Origin of the sequence: Emticicia sp. BO119 (genome assembly GCF_013912375.1) — a bacterium.
Classification (GTDB): domain Bacteria; phylum Bacteroidota; class Bacteroidia; order Cytophagales; family Spirosomataceae; genus Emticicia.
In genome coordinates this window covers 896185-919311 of record NZ_JACETV010000002.1, presented here as the reverse complement: position 1 = coordinate 919311, position 23127 = coordinate 896185, and the positions used below count along the sequence as shown (strand labels likewise).

Below are 23127 nucleotides of genomic sequence, written 5' to 3'. Positions count from 1 at the left end.
TATTTCTATCAGATTCCAACTATTTTTCAGATAACCGTATCATAGTAGTATTACCTTAAATCTATTCTTTATGAAAAAATTAATGCTATTATTGAGTTTCATGGCAATTATGATGTCTTGTGAAAAGGGAGCAGAGGATATGTCGGCTGATGCCGACGATTTACCTGCTAAGGCAAATTCAAAAGATGGAGAGAACCCTAATGAACCTGTTTCAAGCAAAGACCCGGGCGCTGTCTCAAAGCCTACTGAATATTATTTTGCAGGCTATCAAAACAGCAAAACACAGGGTTCAGAAAAACTGGGGATGGATATAGCTAAAAAAGCCCCAGATAATATGGCATATCTGAATATCAGTGGATTTAGCTACGTAAATATGTATGGGGCTACTTATACCCACAACGAAGCTGATGGCACTATTAAAAGTACTGAGGTAATCACAACCGAAATGGCAGGACCTGCTGAGGCGATGAAAGCGGAAGATGAATTTTATAAAAATTTAGGTAAAGCAACCAGAATAGTTTTTGAGACAAACCAAGTAAAATTATTTATCGGGAATCCGGCAACAGAGGTAATGACTTTTAAAAAACGATAAGATTTGGAACTGAATGATATAAGAAATGGCAAAAGGGCTTCCCTCTTGCCATTTTTATTTATTGAATTTTGACTATTAACCTTTTTATATCTCAAAAAAAGAAATGGAAACTCCTTTCCCCTGTTCCATTCTCCCTACTCCGTCTACTCCGTTTTCAACGATTTCACCGGATTCATTAAAGCTGCCCTGATAGCCTGTCCCCCTACTGTCAATAGTGCAATCATTATCGTAACTATAGCCGTAACAATGAAGATAGATGCGCTGATAGAAATACGATAAGGATAGTTTTTGAGCCATTCCTGCGCCGCATAAAATGCCAGAGGAAAAGCAAATATGAACGAAAGGCTTACTAATTTCAGAAAATCTTTAGAAAGCAACTGAACGATACTACTTACCGATGCACCCAATACTTTACGGATACCAATTTCTTTGGTACGTTTTTCTGCCGATAAGGTAGCTAAACCAAACAAGCCTATACAAGAAATGAAGATGGTCAATACGGCACCAAACATCATGATTTGCTTCCATTTAGCTTCTGATTCGTACCTTTTCAGGTTTTCGGCCTCTACAAACTTGTAATCATACGAGTTGATTGGAAACAGCTTCTTGAAAGTCTTTTCAATGTGCTTCAGACTTGCCACCTCCGTTTTTGGCTTGATTTTAATATATACGGTTCCATATCTGTTACCTGGTTTCATAGTAAATAATTGCGCACCGATTTCCTGATTCAGTGAATTGAAATGATGATTTTTTACTACGCCTATCACCTTATATCTGGTATTATTATCATACCAGAAATTCACTTCCTGCCCAATCGGAGTTTTCCAACCTGCTTTCTTCACAAATGCTTCATTCACTATTACAGATTGGGTTGAATCAGATGGGAAATCAGCTGAGAAATTACGCCCCTTTATAACTGGTATTTTTAAAAGTGGCAAGAATGTAGGATTTATTGTTTCATAGGCAAATTCAATCTGTTTTTCTCCATTTATCCGAGCTATAGTGCCCCATTGTCCACCATTTTTAGGCGCTACTTCAATAATATTAGGGTCTTTTTTCAATTCATCAATAAACAGACGAGCCTCACTATGGCTCATACGCCATCTATCAACCGTAATCAGGTTTTTATCATCATAGCCCAACTCCTTGGTAGTCAGATAATCGAATTGCGAATATATAGTAAGCGTAGCAATAATCAGAAAAGAAGCCAGGCCAAACTGCACCACAACAAGGCTTTTCTGCAAGTAATTTTTACCAGTCAGATTAAATCGGCTGTACAAAGTCTTCACCGGATCATAGCCAGACAATACCATAGCCGGATAAAACCCTGCCAATAAGCTTGTAATAAAGAAAAGTATAATGTATCCGACCACAAGTCTGAAATCAAATAAATACGAAAACGCTAATGCTTTATTAGCTAACTGATTAAACGTGGGCAATACAGCCTGCACAATAACAACAGCTAAAACAAAAGCTATCGAACACAATACGAACGACTCACCCAGAAACTGCATAATCAATTGCTTCCTATCGCCCCCTACTACTTTTCTTACACCGATTTCTTTAGCGCGTTTTAACGAACGGGCAACTGTAAGATTAATAAAATTGATACAGGCAATTAATAAAATAAAGAAAGCTATTCCGGTCAGGATATAAGAGAAAGTCGGGTTGCTGGCATCTGTCAGCCCATTTTGTGCAGCAAATTGTGTACTCAAATGTATTTCAGTTAATGGCTGAAGTGTATATTGAGCACGTTCTTTTATCTCAAAGTCTTTTGCCATCTTGGCAATAGAAGCCTTTGCTTCAGATTCATATACTCTTTTCATTTTTGCCTCTGCTGCAATTTCATTGGCATTAGGCGACAATACTACGAAAGTATTCAGAAAGAAATTAAACCAGTTTTCATTATTCTGATATTCTTCATTCTTAACAATCATTGGTAATAAGAAGTCGAACTTGATTGAAGAGTTTTGTGGAGCTTTTTTGGCTACTCCTGTAATCAGATAAGGTACGAGTTTATCTTCTTCAACAAAATCAATAGTTTTACCCAATACATCAGTATCCTTAAACAGTTTCAAAGCCATTTCATCTGATACCACAATTGACTGAGGTTTTTCAAGCGCCTTGGCAGGATTACCGCTTATTAATTGGAATGTAAATACAGAGAAGAAATTAGCATCTGTCTCAAGTACACTATATCCTTTTATTTCAGTACCCTGACGGATATTCCTGAAATCGCTTCTCAATCTTACATAAGACTGAATTTCAGGTACACCCGCTTTAAATTTAGGACCTTGAAAATAGCCCGTAGTACCATCGGCTTGCTTTATGCTTCCATCAGGATTAATCCATTCAGTAGTAACCCGATAAATATTCGGATTATTGGCATGGAACCGGTCATAGCTTACTTCATCTTTGGTATAAAGCATAATCAGCATAGCCGCAGCCAGACCAATACTAAGCCCCGCAATGTTAATAAAACTGTAAACCTTATTGCGGAAAAGGTTTCGTAGTGCGATTTTTAAGTAATTCTTTAACATAAGCCCCTAACCCCTAAAGGCGGATTTAAAATTGAATAATGAAATATTTAGTATCCCCTAATTGAAATATCAATCCTATCAGAAAAAATACTAAAATAGGTGTTCGAGATATTTGTAGTCCCCCTTTAAGAGTTAGGGGCTCGTTTTATTCTGATTTCAAACTCTTCACCGGATTCATGAATGCGGCTTTGATGGCCTGATAACTGATGGTCATGATGGCAATCAGTATAGCTACTGCTCCGGTGGCTGCAAATATCCACCACTCAATAGACACACGATAGGCGAAATCCTGCAGCCATTGTGCCATGAAATAATAGGCCACTGGCATAGCAACAAACAAAGCAACGAAAACCAGTTTCAGAAAATCAACCGAAAGCAAAGTGGTAATGCTGAAAACCGAAGCGCCCAGTACTTTTCTGATGCCAATCTCTTTGGTGCGCTGCCTGATAGAAAAAGTAGCCAGCCCGAACAGACCCAGACAAGAAATAAAAACTGCCAATGTTGCAAAAGTCTTGGTAAGATTACTGATTAACTCCTCTCTTTCATAAAAACGTGCTACATCATCTTTAAAATAAGAATATTCAAATACATTGTCGGGATATAATCGCTCCCATATTTTAGCAATATCCTGAACACTCTTAGAGTTATATGCTTTTAATTGAATAGCTGCATAATGATAATGAACACGTGATGTCATAATTACCGTTGGTTCAACTCCGGTGTAAAGGTCTGTATTATTGAAATCCGCCACTACCCCTACCACTATCCCTGTTTTATCCAGATCACCTACCAACAATTTTTTATTCAGAATTTCTCCCGGTGTCTTTAGTCCTAAATCTTTTACCAGCTTTTCGTTCACCAACAACTCACGCAAGGTATCAGAAGCCACAGGTTTACGCCCCGCTATAAGTTTTATACCATAGGTATCAACATAGGCCTCATCGGCCATTTTAGATCTTGCCATGAATTTCTCCCAATCTCTTCCTTCGTATTTAATACTACCGCCACTACCCGCTTTTGAAGACGGGGCAGTTCTGAAAAACGAAACGTTTTCAATATTAGCCTGTTGAAGCAATTGATTTTTAAAAATGGCTAATCTGGTGCTTTCAGAAGTTGGTATATTTACATGTAAAACCAGTTCTTTTCTAAGTCCTAAATCTTTATTGTTCAGGTAGTCCAACTGCAAAACCACAAGTATTGAAACAGCTATCAGAATACAGGCAATACTGAATTGCGTTATTACCAGACCTTTTCTTAATGTAAATTTCCTAGGCAGTTCTGTAATACTTTTCAGTGCTTTTAAAGGGTTAAAACTGGCAATAACCATTGCCGGATATAACCCTGCAATAAACACAATAGCAATCACCAAAAACACAATAAAACCCATCAGTTTAACATCGTCGAAAATATTAATGCTGACTGGGGTCTTTAACCACTGGCTCAATATCGGGGCAGATACATTCGCAATAATCATTGCCAGAACTACCGACAACACAGCCACAACAGTTGTTTCGGTGATAAACTGCCAGAAAATCTGTAATTCAGAACTACCCAAAGTTTTTCTGACACCTACTTCTTTATAACGTTTGAATGCAAGTGCCGTTGACAGATTGATAAAATTAATACAGGCAATTATAATCATCAATGCACCTATCACTAAGAGCAAATCAATAGTAGATTTTTTAATTTTTCCACCATAATCAATATTAAAGTGAATGTCTGATAAACTTTGAAGATGATACCTGAAGACTTCGCTATCTGCACCATAATATCTTTTTGAAAAAGCGGGCATTTGTTTTTCAAAATCCTCTTTCAAATCTTTTGAGCGCAGTAAAACAAATGTTTCTCTACCGCTGTTAATCCATCCCCAGTCTTCATAGCCATAATTAGGCATTAAAATTTTAAGTGTTGGCAATGAAACAAATATATCAGTTTTCAAATCAGTATTGGTAGGGTAATCTTCTAAAAGACCCGCTACTGTTACTTCCTGCTGATTTTCAAGTTTGATACGCTTCCCGATTGGGTTTTGCGAGCCAAAAAACTTCTGAGCATAACGTTCTGTCAAAACCACCTTGTTAGGCTCATTTAAAACTTCAGGGGTTCCAATCTTCCACGCATAATCGAATATGTTGAAGTAATCGGCATTCGTAAATGCCGCAGATTCATTTTCTAAATATTTATACACTGCGTTATTGGCGGTCACTGCAATTGTCATTGACTTAGGTGCAAGATAAGCAGTACGTTCAACAGCAGAAAAATCTTTTTTGAGGGTGCTGTGTAACAGATATGCACTTCCTCTTTCTCTTTCTATTGAGCCATCTTCCAAATGTAAATCAACTACTGCCCGGTAGATTCTATCGGCGTTTTTATGATAAGCATCTACGCTTAAATGGTATTTCACTAATTGAAAAACCAATATCCCTCCCGCCATACCCAAGGCAAGCCCGGCTATATTCAGCACAGTAAAGAGCTTATTTCTGGTTAAGACTCTGAGTGTAAATTTGAGTTTCATGATTTTTTGCATGAGGCATAGGGCATGGAGCAAAGCATTTTTACCCTGTGCTCCAAGCCCCATGCCCGCTGCGATTTATTCCGTTTTTAATGATTTTACCGGATTCACTAAAGCAGCTCTGATCGCCTGTGAGCTAACTGTCAGCAGTGCTATTAATACGGCAATCAACCCTGTAATGACAAATACCCACCATTGAATGGTAACCTGATAGGCAAAACCTTTGAGCCATTCTTCCATAAAATACCAGGCTAAAGGACTGGCAATCAGAACTGAAATAATGATTAATTTCAGAAAGTCTTTAGATATTAAAGTAGTGATACCTGCTACTGAGGCTCCCAATACCTTACGGATACCAATTTCTTTCGTGCGTTGTTCGGCTGTGTAAGCGGCCAAACCAAATAATCCTAAACAGGCTATCAGAATAGCTAAGCCCGAAAACAATAAGACTACATTAGCCGTCTGGGTTTCGGCTCGATAGAGCGTATCCAGGAACTGGTCAAGAAATACATATTCAAAAGCTGATGCCGGAATACTCTTTTTGAAAGTAGCCTCCAGTTGCCTCATGGTTTGCCCTAAATCGCTTGTATTAACCTTAACGAGAAGGTAAGGTCTTCCCTCAGTATCGCAATTGTGAAAAGCATAAGAACCAATAGGTTGATGAAAAGAATTATAGTGAAAATCTCTTACCACCCCTACAATTTCAGCCTTGCGATTCCAGAATAAATTATCCGAAAACTTACCGATTGCTTGCTGCGGCGTTCTATAGCCTAACAACTTTACAGTTGTTTCATTCACTACTATTTGCACAGTTGTATCTTTTTCATCTTTGATAAGAGGTAATGTTTTCCCTGCTAAAAATTTCAGGTCTAAAACCTTTGCAAAATCTCCTGTTACACGATTAGTAGTAACAGCGAATGACTCTTTGGGGTTATCTGCCTTACTCATCGAACGGCCACTTCCGCCAAAGCCTAAATAAGTTTGGGCTCGCGATGTTTCAACTACATTGCTCAAAGCTTTATAGCTATTAATCAAACCATCAATCTGTTCTTTATTTTCAGCACCTGAGGTCATCACAGCCACAACCTGCTCTGGGTTATAGCCCAATTTTTTATTCTGAATAAATTTTAACTGCTGAAAAAAGATAAAGGTGCAGATAATCAGAACAATTGAGGCAGAAAACTGTATAACAACCAAAGACTGACGGAAAAATCCGGCTCCTGATTTTTTAGTAATTGATGTCTGTAACAGGCTTTTGGGTGCAAAAGAAGAGAGGTAAAATGCAGGATATGAGCCTGAAACGAAGGTAACAAAAGCAAAAACCAATAGTAACCCTATGCCTACTTCAGGCGTAAAAATATTAGCAATTGATAAGTTCTTACCCGCCAACTGATTAAATACTGGTAATGCCAGTATCAGGAAGCTCAAACTTAACAATAATGCCAGAAAAATTGTAAGTGTGGTTTCAGTATAGAAACGCCCAATTAACTGGCGATTAGTAGCCCCTATAGTCTTGTTAATACCTACTTCTTTAAAACGCTTTTGTGAACGTGCCGTTGCCAGATTCATGTAATTAATACACGCTATTACCAACACAACCAGAGCCAGAATCAATAATATTTTTACCTGACTGGCATCACCTTTACGAGTGGTATTACTATTTGAAATATCGCCCGATTTCAGATGTATATCTGTCAGCGGTTGTAACCAGAGCGAAAACCAACGATCTTCTTTATTCGGAATATTCTTTTCCAGAATCTTTGTCATTTGCGCTTCTACTTTTTGCTGACTCGCATTAGGTGTCATCAATAAATAGGTTTCATAACTCGAATTACTCCAATACAACCGTTTAGCTGCCCATTCTACACTATTGAATGAGCCCATTAAATCAGCATCCAATGAAAAATTATGAGGCAGGTCTTCATAAACCCCTGATACTTCTAAAGAATACTTGCTACCTACTTTTAATACTTTTCCTATCGGGTTTTCATCACCAAAATATTTTCTGGCTGTCGATTGGCTCAGTATAACTTTGTTTGGGTCTTGCAATGCTACTTTCGGGTTTCCTTGCAGGAGTTTTATATCAAAAAGCTCAAAAATCGTCCCATCAACCCAGTATAGTCTTTTCTCTGCAAATTTCTTGTCCCCCGCATTAACAAAGGCAGTCTGACCAAAGTCATTCCAGAGTATTCGTGTCTGCTCTATTACCTCCGGAATCTCATCTTTCATAGTTGGGCCTACTATATTAGGTGCATTAGCCCATTTCTGGCTTTTACCATCAAAAGTAGCGGTTACCCCAACCCGATAAATATCCTTAGCCTTTGAGTGGTACTTATCAAAAGATAATTCATCTTTTACGTAAAGCATCAACAAGAGTGATACCGTCAGCCCTAAGGCCAGACCTAATAAATTGAGAGCAGTAAAAAGCTTGCTTTTTAATAAGCTCCTCCAGGCGATTTTTAAGTAGTTTTTAATCATGCCCCTAACCCCTAAATGGGGATTTTGTATTGGTAAAAAAAAAAATCTCTATTATCTTCGTCGAGGCAGGGCAATGCCCTGTCTCGACCTTTGCATTCGCCTCTAAGAAACTACTCAGACTTCAAACTTTTCACCGGATTCACCAATGCAGCTGAAATAGCCTGATAGCTTACTGTTGCTACGGCTATCAGGATTGCAACCAGACCTGCTGCAGGGAAAATCCACCATTCGATATCAATGCGATAGGCAAAATCCGTCAGCCAGCCACTCATAGCGTACCAGGCAATAGGTGAGGCAATCAGAATTGATATAACTACCAGCTTGATAAAATCTTTTGAAAGTAAAGTGGTAATGCTACCTACTGAGGCACCCAATACCTTGCGAACTCCAATTTCTTTGCGGCGTTGTTCAGCCATAAAAGCAGCTAATGCAAATAAACCTAAACATGAAATAAAAATAGATATACCTGCAAAAATCATGAATAATGATCTTTGCTTCTGCTCGGCTTCATATTGTTTATTAAAACGTTCATCTAAAAACTGATAACTGAACGGAGTATCGGGCATATATACTTTAAATGTTTTCTCAATATTGGCAATAGTCTTCTGAAAATCTCCTGCTGCCATATTTATCGAAAGCCAGCTTCGCCAGCCCTTATTAAAAAACATTACCATAGGCACAATTTTCTGATGCAAAGACTCGAAATGAAAATCTTTAACAACTCCAACTACTTTACCTTTCTTACCCCCATATTCAAACGCTTCGTCAATAGCATCTGCATTGCTTTTCCAGCCAATCGATTTTACTGCCGCTTCATTTAGAATATAAGCTGTTGAATCATCTGATTTGAAATCCCTCGAAAAGTCTCTGCCAGCCACCAATTTAAGTTCATACGTAGATAAATAATCATGGTCTATTGAGAGTGCTTTTATTACAGTACTCGTGGGAGCCATAGAATCTCCCTTTGCTACTTTTGCACCTTGAGAATCAAGCAATCGCCCAGTAGGTGTTCTTGAAGAATGGCTTACATTTTTTACCCCTGTCTGACGTTTCAGTTCTTGTTTAAAACTCTCAAAATCTACCGAACTATCATTTCCCACACGCATCACAATTACCTGATCTTTTTTGTACCCAACATCTTGAGTAAGCATAAAACTCAATTGTTTGTAGATAATAGCAGTACTGATAATTAGGATATAGGCAATTGAAAACTGCATTACTACTAAAACCTGCCGTAGACGCCCGTTCTTCATGGCATTTTTTATTTTTCCTTTCAGTACCTCTACAGGCTGAAAAGCAGTCAGGAAGAATGCCGGATAACTCCCTGCCAAAATTCCGGTAAAGAATATAACCCCAATAATGAGGAGAATAATTTTATAATCGAATAAATTAGTGAAAGTCAATGATTTATTAGTGAAATCATTCAAAGCTGGAATCAATAACACGGTAGCTACCAATGCAATTGCTAATGAAAAAAGTGTAAGCAACAATGATTCACTTAAAAATTGCCCTATCAATTGCGCCCGTATAGCACCTACTACTTTGCGAAGCCCCACTTCTTTAGCTCTGCCTGCCGAGCGAGCCGTAGCCAGATTCATGTAATTGATACAGGCAATTAACAGAATAAAAAAAGCGATAGCAGAGAAGGTATATACGTATTTAATGTTCCCATTTGCTTCATGCTCCGAATCCAGATGCGAGTACAGGTGAATATCAGTCAATTTCTGAAAAATCAGGTTTGAATACTGAGACCCCTTCCTGCCATCATATACTGGCAGGTGTGTATCAAGAAATGTTTTCATCCGGCTTTCAATTCTTGACATATCATAGCCTTTGGGCATCAGAAAGTAAGTAGCAAAATTATTTCCCCCCCAGTCTCTGTTCATATTGTCTTTGCCATAAATCTTGTCATCATTCAGCGTATTCATCGACAACAGAAAATCAGCATGAAAATGAGATTGGGTTGGTAAAGGTTCAAAAACACCAGTTACTCTCAATTCATACTTACTATCAGCTTTCAGCAGTTTGCCTATAGGATCTTCACTACCAAAATACTTTTCTGCCATGGGTTTAGATAAGACTACCGTAAATGGTTCAACCAGTGCTTTATCCGGATTACCCGACAACATATTAAAAGAAAATACCTTAAAAATATTTGCCTCCGCAAAATACATACTTGATTCCTGATATTTCTTTTCAGGATTTTCAGGTCTGTTGACTACAGATTGCTGACCAAATAATCGGGTAATTTGCTCAGCTTCCGAAAAATCGCTCTGGAAATACTGCATAAATGCCGGAGCTACGTGTCCTAAATGCAGGCTAACAGTCCCATCGTTTGACTTAAAAACACGTGTTACACGATAAATGCGGTCAGCATTTTTATTGAACCGGTCGTAGCTCAATTCATCTTTTACATACAATCCAATCAACAAAAAGCAGGTAATACCAATAGCTAACCCTGCGATGTTGATAAAAGTGAAACCCTTTTGCTTCCGCAGGTTTCTGAAGGCGATTTTTAAGTAATTGCGTATCATATTTGTATTTGGTAAGGGCAGAAGGCATAGAGCGCGAGATACAAGGTTTTGCTCCTTGCCTTCTGCCCTTAGCCCTCAGCTATTCAATTTTCAGACTTTTCACCGGATTCAGCCTGGCTGCTTTCAGAGTCTGGAAACCTACTAACAAGGCAACCATCATTACGAAAACAAACCCGACAAAGGCAAAGGTAATCCAGCTTAATTCTACGCGGTAGGCATAGTTTTGCAACCAGCTATTCATGCTCAGAACCGCTAAAGGGAAAGCAATCAGGATGGCTAATGCCCCCACAATCAGAAACTCTTTCAGAAACAAAAAAACAATACTGATACCCGAAGCCCCTAATACTTTACGGATACCTACTTCTTTGGTTCTTCTGACTATACTTAACGAGACCATACCTAAAATGCCGGATAAGACTATCACAATGGCAAGGGTAGTGGCTACTTCCGCAGCTTGCTTCAACTGTACCTCCGACTGATAGAGTTTCTGCAAGGTCTCGTCCATGAACGTATATTCAAACGGTGCATCAGGTAGTAATTCATACCATTTTTTTTCAATATTTTTCATGGCTTCTCTCAGGTTCGCTGAGTTCAGCCTGAATGATAAATAACGATAAAAGGGGTTATCTTTTACCTGCATAAATGCCGTTGGCCCTATAGCTTTGTGCATAGATTCAAAATGGAAGTCTTTGGTTGCACCAACTATCGTAAAGGGTCTCGGAAAATAATGAAGCCTTATTTGTTGCCCTATTGCCTCTTGTGCATTTTTAAAGCCTAAGGCCTTAATAGCTGCTTCATTCAACACCATTCTCTCAGGCTGATAAGTACCTTGTTGAGCTTGGAAATACTGCCCTGCAACTATCGGTATTTCATACGTTTGAGCAAATTTTTCGTCGGTTATCAGCGTAGGTGCATAAAAGGCTTTGGTTGAGTCTTGTCCTAACCTGTAAATCGCACTGCTGAATCCTGTAGCCCCGTCCGGAATCTCCCAGGCTAAGCTTCCGTTTTTGATTTCTTTCAGTTTTGCAATCTCATTTCTTACTGTTTCCATTTTCTCGACTCCTCTGAGCGACCAGTCACGAGGAACTCTGACCGAAAAAACAGATTCTTTATTATAGCCTAAGTCTTCCGTAAAAAAATAATTCACCTGTTGAGAGATAACTGTTGCTCCACCAAATACAAATAAGGCAACTGTGAACTGAGAAGCCAGTAAGACCCGTCTGAAGAAGATGTTTTCTTTCACCGTTTTCAACTTCCCTTTCATTGAATCAACCAAGGGCAGATTCGCCAAAACAAAAGAAGGATAAAGTCCACCTAATATCCCAATAAATAAACTTAAGCCAATAGCTCCCAGATAGAAGTAAGTCGAAGCACTAAATAGAGAAGCAATGTCTTTTTGTAATATCTGAGAGAAAAATGGCCTGAAAAATTGGTAGAACAATAAAGAAACCAATAAACTAAATAAACTGATAATGACAGATTCTGTTAAAAACTGACGAAGTACCTGCCCTTTCATACTACCTAATACTTTTCTTACACCTATTTCTTTTAAACGGGAAGAAGAATTGCCAATAGAGATATTCACAAAATTAACAACGGCCATTAACAGGATAAACAGGGCCACTAAGCTCAATGTCAGAATTGTTTTTTTAACCAGACCATTGTTTGCCTCCAAATAAACCTCCTTTAAAGGCTTCAGATAAGCGTGTAGGTTATCGCTGATTTCTTTAGAAGCATTAGTAGCAATTAATTGCTTCATCGGTTTTTCTAAATCCTCTTTTCTGATTCCTTTTTTTAATTCAATATAATTAACGATATAAGCATTATTCCAGAAATCATATCCATTGCGCCCTAAGAACTGCGCATTATTAAACGATATCAGAACAGGAAGTTTATGATTGGGAGTAACAAGATTAGTGACTGAATTGTAAGGTATATCACCCAACACACCTGTAATCATAAAATCCCGTTTCTCACCAGAAAAAGATTCAATCCTGAGCGTTTGTCCAACTACATCAGTTTTACCAAAGTATTTAATAGCCTGATCTGTCGAAATCACCATAGTATTGGGTTCATTCAATGCTGTTTTCGGATTGCCTTGTATTAACGGGAAGCCATACATTGTCAGCATGGTTGAATCTGTCAATTGAAGATCTTCTCTGAAAACCCTATCCCCTTTTGAAACAATGGTGGTTACAGCATCGAAGCGATGATAATTTTCTACCAGAGCCGGATAATTCGCTTTTAATGCTTTTCCTATAGGTCCTAAGGTTGTAATCTCTCCACCCATATTTTCCTTATTCCATTTGCTCTGAATCATATATTGATTGTCCAGATTCCGTAACTTGCTATTCACACTTAATTCGCCCCATACATAGCTCCCTATCAACAAAGCAAATGTGATTCCGACCGAGAGACCGAAAATCGTAACCATAGTATAAAACTTACGTTTCATGAGATTACGCCAGGATATTTTCAGATAGTTTTTTAACATAATTTTGAAATTTTGATGATTAAAATTTGAAGTTACCACCTCAACTAATCATTCTCATTTCATTTAAGTTAATTTAACAGTTTATTACTCCACTTTCAAACTCTCTACCGGGTTGGTTGACGCAGCCTGATAAGTCTTGAAACCAATAGTCAATAAGGCTATCAGAAAAATCAATCCGAAGCTACCAATCAATAACCCGAAGTTTAAGCCCGGATTAAAAGTAAAGATACTCAATACCAATGCGCTACTTAAATAGCTGATTGGAAAGGCAATTAAAGCCGCTATCAATAAGAGTTTCAGGAAGCTCCAAGAAAGCAACCGTATCATCTCATTCGCACTTGCTCCCAACACTTTACGGATACCAATTTCCTTGATTCGTTTCTCGGTACTATAAGTAACCATGCCTAATAAACCCATAATGGCTATGACAAAACCAACTAAAATAGTAATACCAGAAAACTGCATATCCTCTGTTGGGAAATAACGTTCATACAATTCCTGCGCATACCACGAGTAGACCATTGCTTCATAAGGGTGATAGCGCTTCCAGATTTTCTCAACAGAGGCCAATAAGGCTGACTCATCAGCTGCATCGGCTGTTTTGACAGAAAGTATGCGAAACTGCTTGGGATTGTATTGAAAAACCGCTGGATTTACGGCAAACTCATAATTTGAAAAACAGAAATCTTTGAGTACGCCTGCTACCAATACCTCAGTTTGATTATTAAGGAAAACCATCTTTCCGATAGCTTCTTGTGGTGTGCCTAAATGGAGTGTTTTAACTGCTTTTTCGTTTAACAACACAAAGTTGCCGCTCGAATCTACCGTAGCATCAGGTAGGTTTCCCCCTGCTATCAGATCAAGCTTCATGTTATTAATGAATTGCTTATCTACCGAAAAATGAAAGGCCGCTATGTTTTCGTCTGTTTTTCTGGCTTTTATGGCATACTGACTCGCCCCACTGCCAAAAGCATCAGATGTCAAGCCAATGTTTTCTATTCCCGATAAATGAGAAAGCTCGTTTTGGAGTAGTTTATAATCATTACCTGTTAAAGTAATATTAAGAATATTTTTGCGGTTAAAGTTATCATTTTCAGTAGCCATGTATTCAAATTGGCTATACATGGTTACATTCAGTGCCATATAGACCAGGGTTACTACAAACTGAATTACTATCAGGCTTTTACGTAAACTAAGTTTCCCGAAAGTACCTGGGCCTAATTCTCCTTTCAAAACCTGTGCAGGTTGAAACCTTGATAAAATACGGGCAGGGAATACGCCTGCAATAATACCTGTCAGCAAAGCAAATCCTGCGAAAATCCCCCACATCAATAGTTTATCATCTACCTCCCATACAATCCACGAAAGATGAATGTACTGTTTGATAGCAGTGAAACTTGTAAAGGCTATCAATAAGGCAAAAAATGCTAAAACGATGGCTTCTATCAGAAACTGACTTACCAACTGTCCTCGTACCGCACCGGAAACTTTTCTGACACCCACCTCTCGCGCTCTACTTAAAGAGCGAGCCAGAGTAAGATTGGTATAATTGAACCCTGCCAGAATAATAATAACCAAAGCCATCAGAAAATTGACAGATAAACTAAAGACATCGTCTACATAGGCGTTTTTCTCTAATCTCTCAAAATCAGGAGAAATATCTCTAAGCAACTGACGACGGTACTTATGGCTTGTTTTGCCAAAATCAGTCTCTTTTGTATTGTCTTTTGCAACGGTAGTTAAAGCTCGTTCGAGTGTAGCAGGAGTTGTATTCTTGTTAAGCAGTACAAAAGTGTACGTATCGAATTTTGACCAGTTTTTGAGATCTTCTTTATCTTTATTCAGATTAGTAAAAGTAGCCATTGACACCATAAGGTCACTCCTGAAATGCGTACCTCTGTACTTGTATGGCTTCAATACACCAGTAATCGTAAATACACCATAGTCGTGATGAGTAATAGTTTTACCAACTGGGTCAGTTGTACCAAAAAACTTTTCGGCTGTTTCATGATTTAAAACAACCGTATTGGGAGCAACAGGATATGCGCCTTTTTCTAAAGGGAAACCAAAAATCTCAAAAAATGAAGGGTCTACATAAATGCCATTCACCCGTATCGTTTTGATTCGATTGTTCATTTCTCCCGAAAAAAAGCGAATGACCCTGGCAGATTTTTCTACAAATCCATAATCGTTTTTGAGCTTTTCTGCCAGCAAAAAAGGAGAGGTAGCATAAGAAAGTTCTTTGCCCTTTTCATCTTTAAAATCTGTCAGAATCCTATAGGTCTGATTCGGATATGGATGAAAATTATCAAATTCAAAAACATTCTGAACCTGCATGAGACCTATAAGCCCGAAGGTCATAGCGAGGCCTAAGCCAACAATATTGATGAAGGAGAAAAGCTTATTTTTCCACAAGCTTCTGAAGGCTATTTTGAAGTAGTTCTTAATCATACAACACGCACCTAACCCCTAAAAGGGGACTTTTAAAAGTTGAATAAGAGGCCCGTCCCTAAAGGAAAACTCTTTAAAAGATCATAATAATACTCGTATGCAAACAGCCCCCTTTAGGGGATGCTTTACTCCGATTTCAATGACTTTACCGGATTCATCAATGCGGCCCTAACGGCCTGATACCCTACTGTCAGTAAGGCCAGCAACGTTATACCAATACCTCCTGCTGCAAATATCCACCATGACAATTCAATGCGATAGGTAAAGTCCTGTAGCCATTGAGTCATGGCATAATAAGCAATAGGGACAGAGATACCAATAGACACCATTGCCAGCTTTAAAAACCCTTTTGAAAGCATAGTAGTAATATTGAATACAGTTGCCCCTAATACCTTTCTGATACCTATTTCCTTAGTTTTTTGCTCGGCCATAAAGGTTATTAAGCCAAATAAGCCTAAACAGGCAATAAAAATGGCTATGCCCGTAAATGCTCCGAAGATATTAGCAATGCGGTCTTCTGATTTGAATAGCTTATCGAACGAATCATCAGCAAAATAGTAGGTAAAGGCACTTTCCACCTTATAACCATTATAGGTTTTTTCAATTTGTGCAATGGTATTGACTATATCTGCCTCTTTACTGATTTTGATATTGATGTGATTCATTTCCTGCGTATCTGTAATGAATTTTAACATTAAAGGTTTTATTTCATGTTTCACATCGATATAATTGAAATCCTTGAAAACCCCTACTACTTCTACAGGTTCGCCTTGCCCCATTTCCAAATTTTTAATAATATCCACATTCCCACCAAGTGCTTTCACAGCCGATTCGTTCAATAAGATTTTGTTTTTCAGATTACTTGGCAGTCTTTCAGGCTTCACTTTCCATTGAATCGCAAATAAATCCATATAAGAAGTATCCACATCAAAAATAATTGTGCCCACCATTGATGCTATGGAGTTATCCCTAGCACCAATTTTCTTTAGTCCTGTTACATTATAGCCCTCCGCGAAAATTCTATGTTTAGAACCTGATACATTTTGTACTCCGTCAATTTGCTTAATTTCATTCAACAAGGCCTGATTTTTCGTGCGAGCCTGGCCATCTAAATTGATGGTTACTATCTGATCTTTATTCAAGCCTAAATTCTTGGCTCGCATCTTCTTGATTTGCCCGAAGATGATAATTGAACAGAAGATAAGTACCGACGAGACCGCTAACTGAAAGACAGTTAAGGATTGCCTAATAGCTGCATTACCCTTGCCCTGAAATTTACCTTTTAAGACCTCAATAGGATTGAACTTAGACAATACGAAGGCCGGATAGCTTCCTGCCAACAATATGCTGATTAGTAAAACTGAACCAAGAGAAACCAAAAAATAGGGATTGAGTAAAAAGCCAATATCTATTTTTAATTCAAGTAATTTATATAAAACAGGTTGAAGGGCTTTAAATAAGACAATAGCTAATGTACAAGCAATAAAAATCGTCAGGGTCGATTCTACATAGAATTGAGTAGTTAATCCAAGTCTGTTCGCCCCAATTGATTTTCTGACACCAACTTCTTTGGCACGGGTAGTGGCTCTTGCGGTAGTAAGATTCATGAAATTGACCAAAGCTAAAAGCAATATCAGAATAGCTACTGCAGAAGAAATATATACATACATCAATCGGTCGCTCAATTTTTCTCCCCCCACACCTAAATGATTGGCAAAGTAATTAAGTCTAAAAGTAATATCCTTATTCGCCGAATCTTCCGCAGTGATTTTCTTAAGTATATTTAATACATTCGGCTCACTTTCAGCAGCATCAAGTAATAAGAAAGTTTCATAATCTCCAGTGGCAATCTCGTTTAATTTTTTGTCCGTATAGTAGTCGGGATAATTCTTTTTATTCTCTAAAATATTTGTAGAAAGAGAGGTAAGGAAATTAAACTCAATGCTTGAATTTGAAGGATTCTTTTCAACGATTCCAACAACCTCCAAATCTGTTTTTCTATTCCATTTTAAGGTCTTTCCTATCGGATTCTCTTTGCCGAAATATTTAAAAGCCATTTCGGGCGTCAGAAAAATTGTATAAGGTCTGGTAATAGAAGATATATTCCCCTGCAAAATCTTAAAATCAAATACCTTGAAGAAACCCTCATCGGCAAAAACAAATCCTGATTCATCAAAACGGTGTTTCGGGTCAGTTTCTAAAGTTACATTCCAGGGGGCTGCTTTTCTTCCGACAGCCTGCACTGATGCTGAGTTTTCTTTCAGTGCATCCCCTAATCTTGGCGACATATTAGAAAAGTTAAACTGCTGCTCGCCCATCTTCAATGATGCCCCTACCTGATATATCCGCTTGTAATTTTTATGGAATGTATCATAGCTCACCTCATGCGAGACAAACAACAAAATAAGTGTAGACACAGCCAGACCAAGCGCCAGCCCTATAATATTGATAAAACTAAAAACCTTATTCCGGATAAGGTTTCGAAAGGCGATTTTGAGATAGTTACTAATCATAAACCCCTAGCCCCTAAAGGGGGACGTTTAAAAAGTTTGAAAATCACCCCTATAATTATACTATGAGCATCCGTAAAGGAGAATTAAATACTCATGCGTAAGCAACACCCCTTTAGGGGCCGGGGGCGGCCTTTATTCTGATTTCAATGACTTAATCGGATTCATCAAGGCTGCTTTGATAGCCTGAAAACTCACGGTTAATAAAGTAACAGCCAATGCACCACCGCCTGATACTGCAAAAATCCACCAGGAAATACCCGTACGATACTCATATTTCTGCAACCAGTCGTTTAAGAAATAGTAGGCAATTGGTATGGCAATCAGGCAGGAAATAATTACCAAAAGCACAAAATCTCTTGACAATAATGTCCACAAATTAGTTACGGTCGCCCCCAATACCTTGCGGATGCCAATTTCTTTGGTGCGTTGTTCGGCTACAAAAGAAGCCAGGCCAAACAAGCCCAGGCAGGAAATAAAGATAGCTAAAGCTGCAAAGAAAGAAGCCAATTTACCAATACGCTCTTCGGCGGCAAATTTTTGTCCGAACTCCTGGTCAATGAATTTATAATCGAACGGGCTACCCGGATTGTGTTTCTTAAATACTGCTTCCACTTTGCTTATTGCTTCATTAGCACTTAAAGATGGTTTCAGTTTAATCGTGATGACATTAGCCCATTCATAATCCAATAAGAATACAGTAGGTAGAATAGGCGCATACGGCGATTGCATCACCATATCTTTAATCACACCCACTACATGATACTTTCTTCCATTCCAGGTAATAATTTTATCTACCAGGCCTGTTTTTGTTGGCGAAATCATTTTGGCAGCTGATTCATTCAGAATGATAGCGGATGAGTCGGTGTTAAATTCTCTTGAGAAATCACGCCCTTCTTTAAACTGAAATCCTACCGTATTACCTAAATCGTGCGTACAGGCTATTGTACCAAAAAGCGGATTAAGGTTGGGCTCCATACCTTCCCACGAGAAACCAAAATTATCTGCCCAGACACCTGTCATAGGGCTTGATGATTCGGCCATATTTTCTACCACTCCCGTATTCAATAAATCATTTTTTATGACATCATACTTACCGTATAAATCTGGTGTATTCATATCAATGTAAATCAAACCGTTGCGGTCATACCCGATGGGTCTGTTCTTGGCATACTGAATCTGATTATACACAATTATAGTACCGATAATTAGTGTAATTGAAACTGTGAACTGTACAACTACTAATACTTTACGTGGGATTGAAGCGAATTTACCTACCTTGAAGGTGCCTTTGAGTACCCGAACAGGCTCAAACGAGGAAAGATATAAAGCAGGGTAACTGCCAGCTAATAGACCTGTGACTACGACAAAAGCCAGACTGATAATCCAGAATACAGGATTCGTCCATAGCATTGTCATTTTTTTGCTTGCCAGCTCATTAAACCAGGGCAATGAGGTATTTGCTAATGCAATGGCTATAAAGAAGGCCAACAAAACAACCAACATAGATTCGCTCAGAAACTGGTTAACCAGTTGTGAACGAACCGACCCGATAGCTTTGCGGATACCTACTTCCTTGGCTCTCTTTTCTGAACGGGCTGTGCTCAGGTTCATAAAGTTGATACAAGCCAGTAGCAATACAAAAATACCTATGGCACTAAATAACCATACAAACTGAATGCGTCCGCCAACATTGAACCCATTTTTAAACTCAGAGTATAAATGCCATTTACTCATTGGATGCAGAAAGAGCTCCGGTTTTGAATGTCTGTCCTCTTTATTACGTTTATTTAGCACAATATTTTTGATTTTTGCCGAAACCTGCTCAAAATCTGCTTTTTCATTGAGCTGAATAAAGCATTGAAAAGAGTTATCATTCCATCTGTCGGCAGAGTTTTTTACCCACCTTTCCTGCGACATATAATAAGCCCAGGGAGTAAGCATATCCACTGTAGCAAAATCTGAGTTATTCGGAAAGTCTTCAAAAACGCCTGTCACTTTTAAATCAGACTTATTATCAGTTTTAACAATTTTTCCAATCGGGTCCTCAATGCCAAAAAGCGATTGCGCCAATGATTCGGTAATCATTACCGAATTAATTTCTTGTAATCCATCCTGCACGCCCTTTACCATTTTCAAAGAAAACATTCTGGTAAACTGCGGCTCTACGTGCAAGCCTACACGAGAAAATTTAGCATCTTTATAGGCTATAATATGTGTATTTCCCCAATCAGCCATAGCAACATCTTTAAAATCGGCATATTTCTCCCGCAGTTCTTTACCTAAAGGGTGCGCCATAGACATTTGTGAACCTACCTGACCATTAATGGTTTGATTCATATAAGTCTGACCTAATTTGCTATAATTAGCAAAAGACTTATTAAAGCTCAATTCATCATTAATCCAAAGACCAATCAACATGGCAACGCCCATACCTACGGCAAGCCCCATGATATTGATGAAGGAATAAACCTTGTTTCTTACAAGATTCCGAAAGGCAATTTTGAAATAGTTGCGTATCATATCTTTTTGCTTTGGGCATAAGGCAGAGGGCATGGGGCATGAGTTTTCCCCTATGCTCTTTGCCCCTCGCTATTCTGACCTCAACGATTTAATCGGATTAACCAGTGCCGCTTTTATGGCCTGATAACTTACAGTAAGCCACGCTATCATGATAGACCCAACAATAGCCATCAGAAATACTCCTGCACCAAGGTCTATTTTATATTCAAACTGTTTCAGCCAATCATTCATAAAATAATATCCTACCGGGGCTGCTATCAAGAAAGCAACGCCAATCAGTATCGTAAATTCTTTAGAAAACAAATAAACAATATGCCCTACAGAAGCACCTAAGGTCTTGCGGATACCTACTTCTTTGGTACGCTGCACGGCCATAAATGATACCAAGCCATATAAACCCAGACATGAGATAAAGATGGCAATACCTGCAAAAAGTTGATAAAGCGTAGAAAGTTGTCTTTCTTGTTGATAAAGATTTTCTATGTTTTTATCGACAAACTGATACTCATAAATATAATTCGGAAAAAATTTAGTCCAGATTTTTTCTACTGCATCCAGGCCGCTTTGCATATTTTTGGCTTCTAACTTTATACCTATAGTATTAAAGAAATTTCTATTACTGGCAATTACTAATGGAGGGATAGCCCCATGTAACGAAGTAGCATGATAATCTTTAATAACCCCTACAATAGGCGCTTTCATTTTTCCTCCCCAGAAATTAATCTCTTTGCCTAACACCTCATCAGCACTTTTTGCACCCAGTTTTTTCACCATTGTCTCATTCACCACATAACCCTGAACGGTATCGCTTGGAGAATATCCTTTGCCTGCTACGAATTTCAAATCAAAGGTTTTGAAATAATCGGCGTCTGCCCAGTTTAAAAAGCCGGAAAAATCAGTATCCTTTGGGCGATGGTCATATTGAAAAGGGCTATTCCAGTTGTTATTATCTGCCGGCAATCTGAAAGCGATACTCACATTTTTTATGCCTGTTTGCTCTTGCAATTGTGTTTTGAGCGACTGAAATTTAACCTGATCAAGACTATCGTTTGGAACCGGCACCCTGATAACCGCTTCTTTATCAAAACCCATGGAAGCCGTCTGAAAATAGTTCATCTGGCTTACCACAACTAAAGTCGCAATAATCAGAAACTGAGCAATCACAAACTGAGATACCACCAGTCCACGTCTGAGAGAGATACCACCGATAGACTTAGCCGTTACCTTGCTTTTCAACGCCAGAATAGGGTTAAAACCAGAAATAACCATAGCCGGATAAAACCCTGACAGGAAGATTACAACGACAGCTGCTATTAATAAAAATAGTAATAAAACAGGATTATCTGTAAATGAAAGACTTAGTTTATAATTAAGTAGCGTATTTAAGAAAGGTAAAGCGATGATTGCTAATAGAATAGCTAATAAAACAGATATAACCGTGATTAAAGCACTTTCTCCTAAAAACTGGCCTCTTAATTGCGCTTTATTGCTCCCAAGTGCCTTTCTCACACCTACTTCTTTTGAACGATTTACCGCTTGCGCCGTGGCTAAATTAATAAAATTTACACAAGCAACTAAGAGTAAAAATGCGCCTATTATCTCTAATACCCAAATCATTTCAGGGCTTATAGTATGGTGCGCAAAGTTGCCAAAGCGGCTATCATAATGCGATTCACTTAATGGGCGGATAAAATTACGTACACGGCTTCTTTGCTCGGGTGTTTTATGCTTTTTATCGAAAGCAGGCATTAAGGCATTAAACTGCTTTTCCGACATCTGCGGAGGAAGCAGAATAAAGCAATTCCAGCTACCCGATACACTCTCCCAGTCATCGGCATTACCTTTATTATTAATCAGGAAGTTCTTGTATGAGAGTACAACTTTTAAGGGGAAATCAGTATTCTTAGGAATATTTTTCAAAACACCCGTAACCCGGTAAGGTTCTTTCTCATTATCTCTTGTAAAAGTCTTTCCTATGGCACTTCTCCAGTCGCCAAAAAGCTTCTCTGCCATTTCCTGAGTCAGAACAGCCGTATAAGGTTCAGCCAGCATCGTTTTAGGATTCCCTGAAAGCAACGGAAAATCAAATATTTCAAAGAACTCAGATTCGGCATAAAACATACCTCCTTCATCTTTAAATTTCTTTTCTATGCTTTTGGTTTTAGCATCATAGATATTTATCTGAGCGCCCGTACCCGCTATCCCTGCTACTTTTTCCAATTGTGGGTAATCGGTTCTCAATGCTAATGGCACTGGCATTGGTGCTCCTCTGCCATAGCTGATACCCCCATAATGAAACTCGGAAACCACCTGATGAATCCTTTCTTTTTTTGTATGAAAATTATCGAAACTCGACTCAAACTGTACAATCAAAAAAAGAAGCAGACAAGCGGCGATACCCACTGCCAAACCAATAGCATTAATAAAGGCGTAGCTCTTATTGCGAAGCAGGCTACGAAAGGCGATTTTTAGATAGTTACGAATCATAATTTTGTA

10 protein-coding genes are annotated in these 23127 nt (G+C 38.5%); 1 reads left to right on the top strand and 9 read right to left on the bottom strand.

Going from position 1 to position 23127, the window contains the following annotated elements; all coding sequences use genetic code 11:
* Positions 1 to 70: 70 nt before the first annotated feature.
* The gene (locus H1R81_RS10670; protein ID WP_181840694.1) at positions 71 to 592 is read left to right on the top strand and encodes an META domain-containing protein; all 522 of its coding nucleotides are present in this window, start codon (positions 71 to 73) and stop codon (positions 590 to 592) included.
* Positions 593 to 735: 143 nt separating this feature from the next.
* Here H1R81_RS10670 and H1R81_RS10665 read toward each other — a convergent pair whose 3' ends face one another.
* The 9 genes from H1R81_RS10665 to H1R81_RS10625 form a co-directional block, all read right to left on the bottom strand.
* Entirely contained in the window at positions 736 to 3132 is a 2397-nt protein-coding gene (locus tag H1R81_RS10665) for an ABC transporter permease (protein WP_181840693.1), read from the bottom strand.
* 145 nt (positions 3133 to 3277) lie between these two features.
* Positions 3278 to 5707 carry an FtsX-like permease family protein gene (locus tag H1R81_RS10660; RefSeq protein WP_229251092.1) on the bottom strand — a complete coding sequence of 810 codons (2430 nt, stop codon included), beginning with the start codon at positions 5705 to 5707 and terminating at the stop codon, positions 3278 to 3280.
* Positions 5708 to 5719: 12 nt separating this feature from the next.
* The gene (locus H1R81_RS10655) at positions 5720 to 8119 is read right to left on the bottom strand and encodes an ABC transporter permease (protein WP_181840692.1); all 2400 of its coding nucleotides are present in this window, start codon (positions 8117 to 8119) and stop codon (positions 5720 to 5722) included.
* A gap of 110 nt (positions 8120 to 8229) precedes the next feature.
* On the bottom strand, positions 8230 to 10653 hold the full coding sequence (locus H1R81_RS10650; protein WP_181840691.1) for an ABC transporter permease: 2424 nt from the start codon (positions 10651 to 10653) through the stop codon (positions 8230 to 8232).
* A 79-nt stretch (positions 10654 to 10732) separates the two neighbouring features.
* On the bottom strand, positions 10733 to 13147 hold the full coding sequence (locus H1R81_RS10645) for an ABC transporter permease (protein WP_181840690.1): 2415 nt from the start codon (positions 13145 to 13147) through the stop codon (positions 10733 to 10735).
* Positions 13148 to 13231: 84 nt separating this feature from the next.
* Entirely contained in the window at positions 13232 to 15598 is a 2367-nt protein-coding gene (locus tag H1R81_RS10640; RefSeq protein ID WP_181840689.1) for an ABC transporter permease, read from the bottom strand.
* A 125-nt stretch (positions 15599 to 15723) separates the two neighbouring features.
* The gene (locus tag H1R81_RS10635; RefSeq protein ID WP_181840688.1) at positions 15724 to 18111 is read right to left on the bottom strand and encodes an ABC transporter permease; all 2388 of its coding nucleotides are present in this window, start codon (positions 18109 to 18111) and stop codon (positions 15724 to 15726) included.
* A 132-nt stretch (positions 18112 to 18243) separates the two neighbouring features.
* Positions 18244 to 20631: an ABC transporter permease gene (locus H1R81_RS10630; RefSeq protein ID WP_181840687.1), complete on the bottom strand. Its 2388-nt coding sequence runs from the start codon at positions 20629 to 20631 to the stop codon at positions 18244 to 18246.
* A 69-nt stretch (positions 20632 to 20700) separates the two neighbouring features.
* Complete coding sequence (locus H1R81_RS10625) at positions 20701 to 23118, bottom strand: ABC transporter permease (protein WP_181840686.1); 2418 nt, start codon at positions 23116 to 23118, stop codon at positions 20701 to 20703.
* Positions 23119 to 23127: the final 9 nt, after the last annotated feature.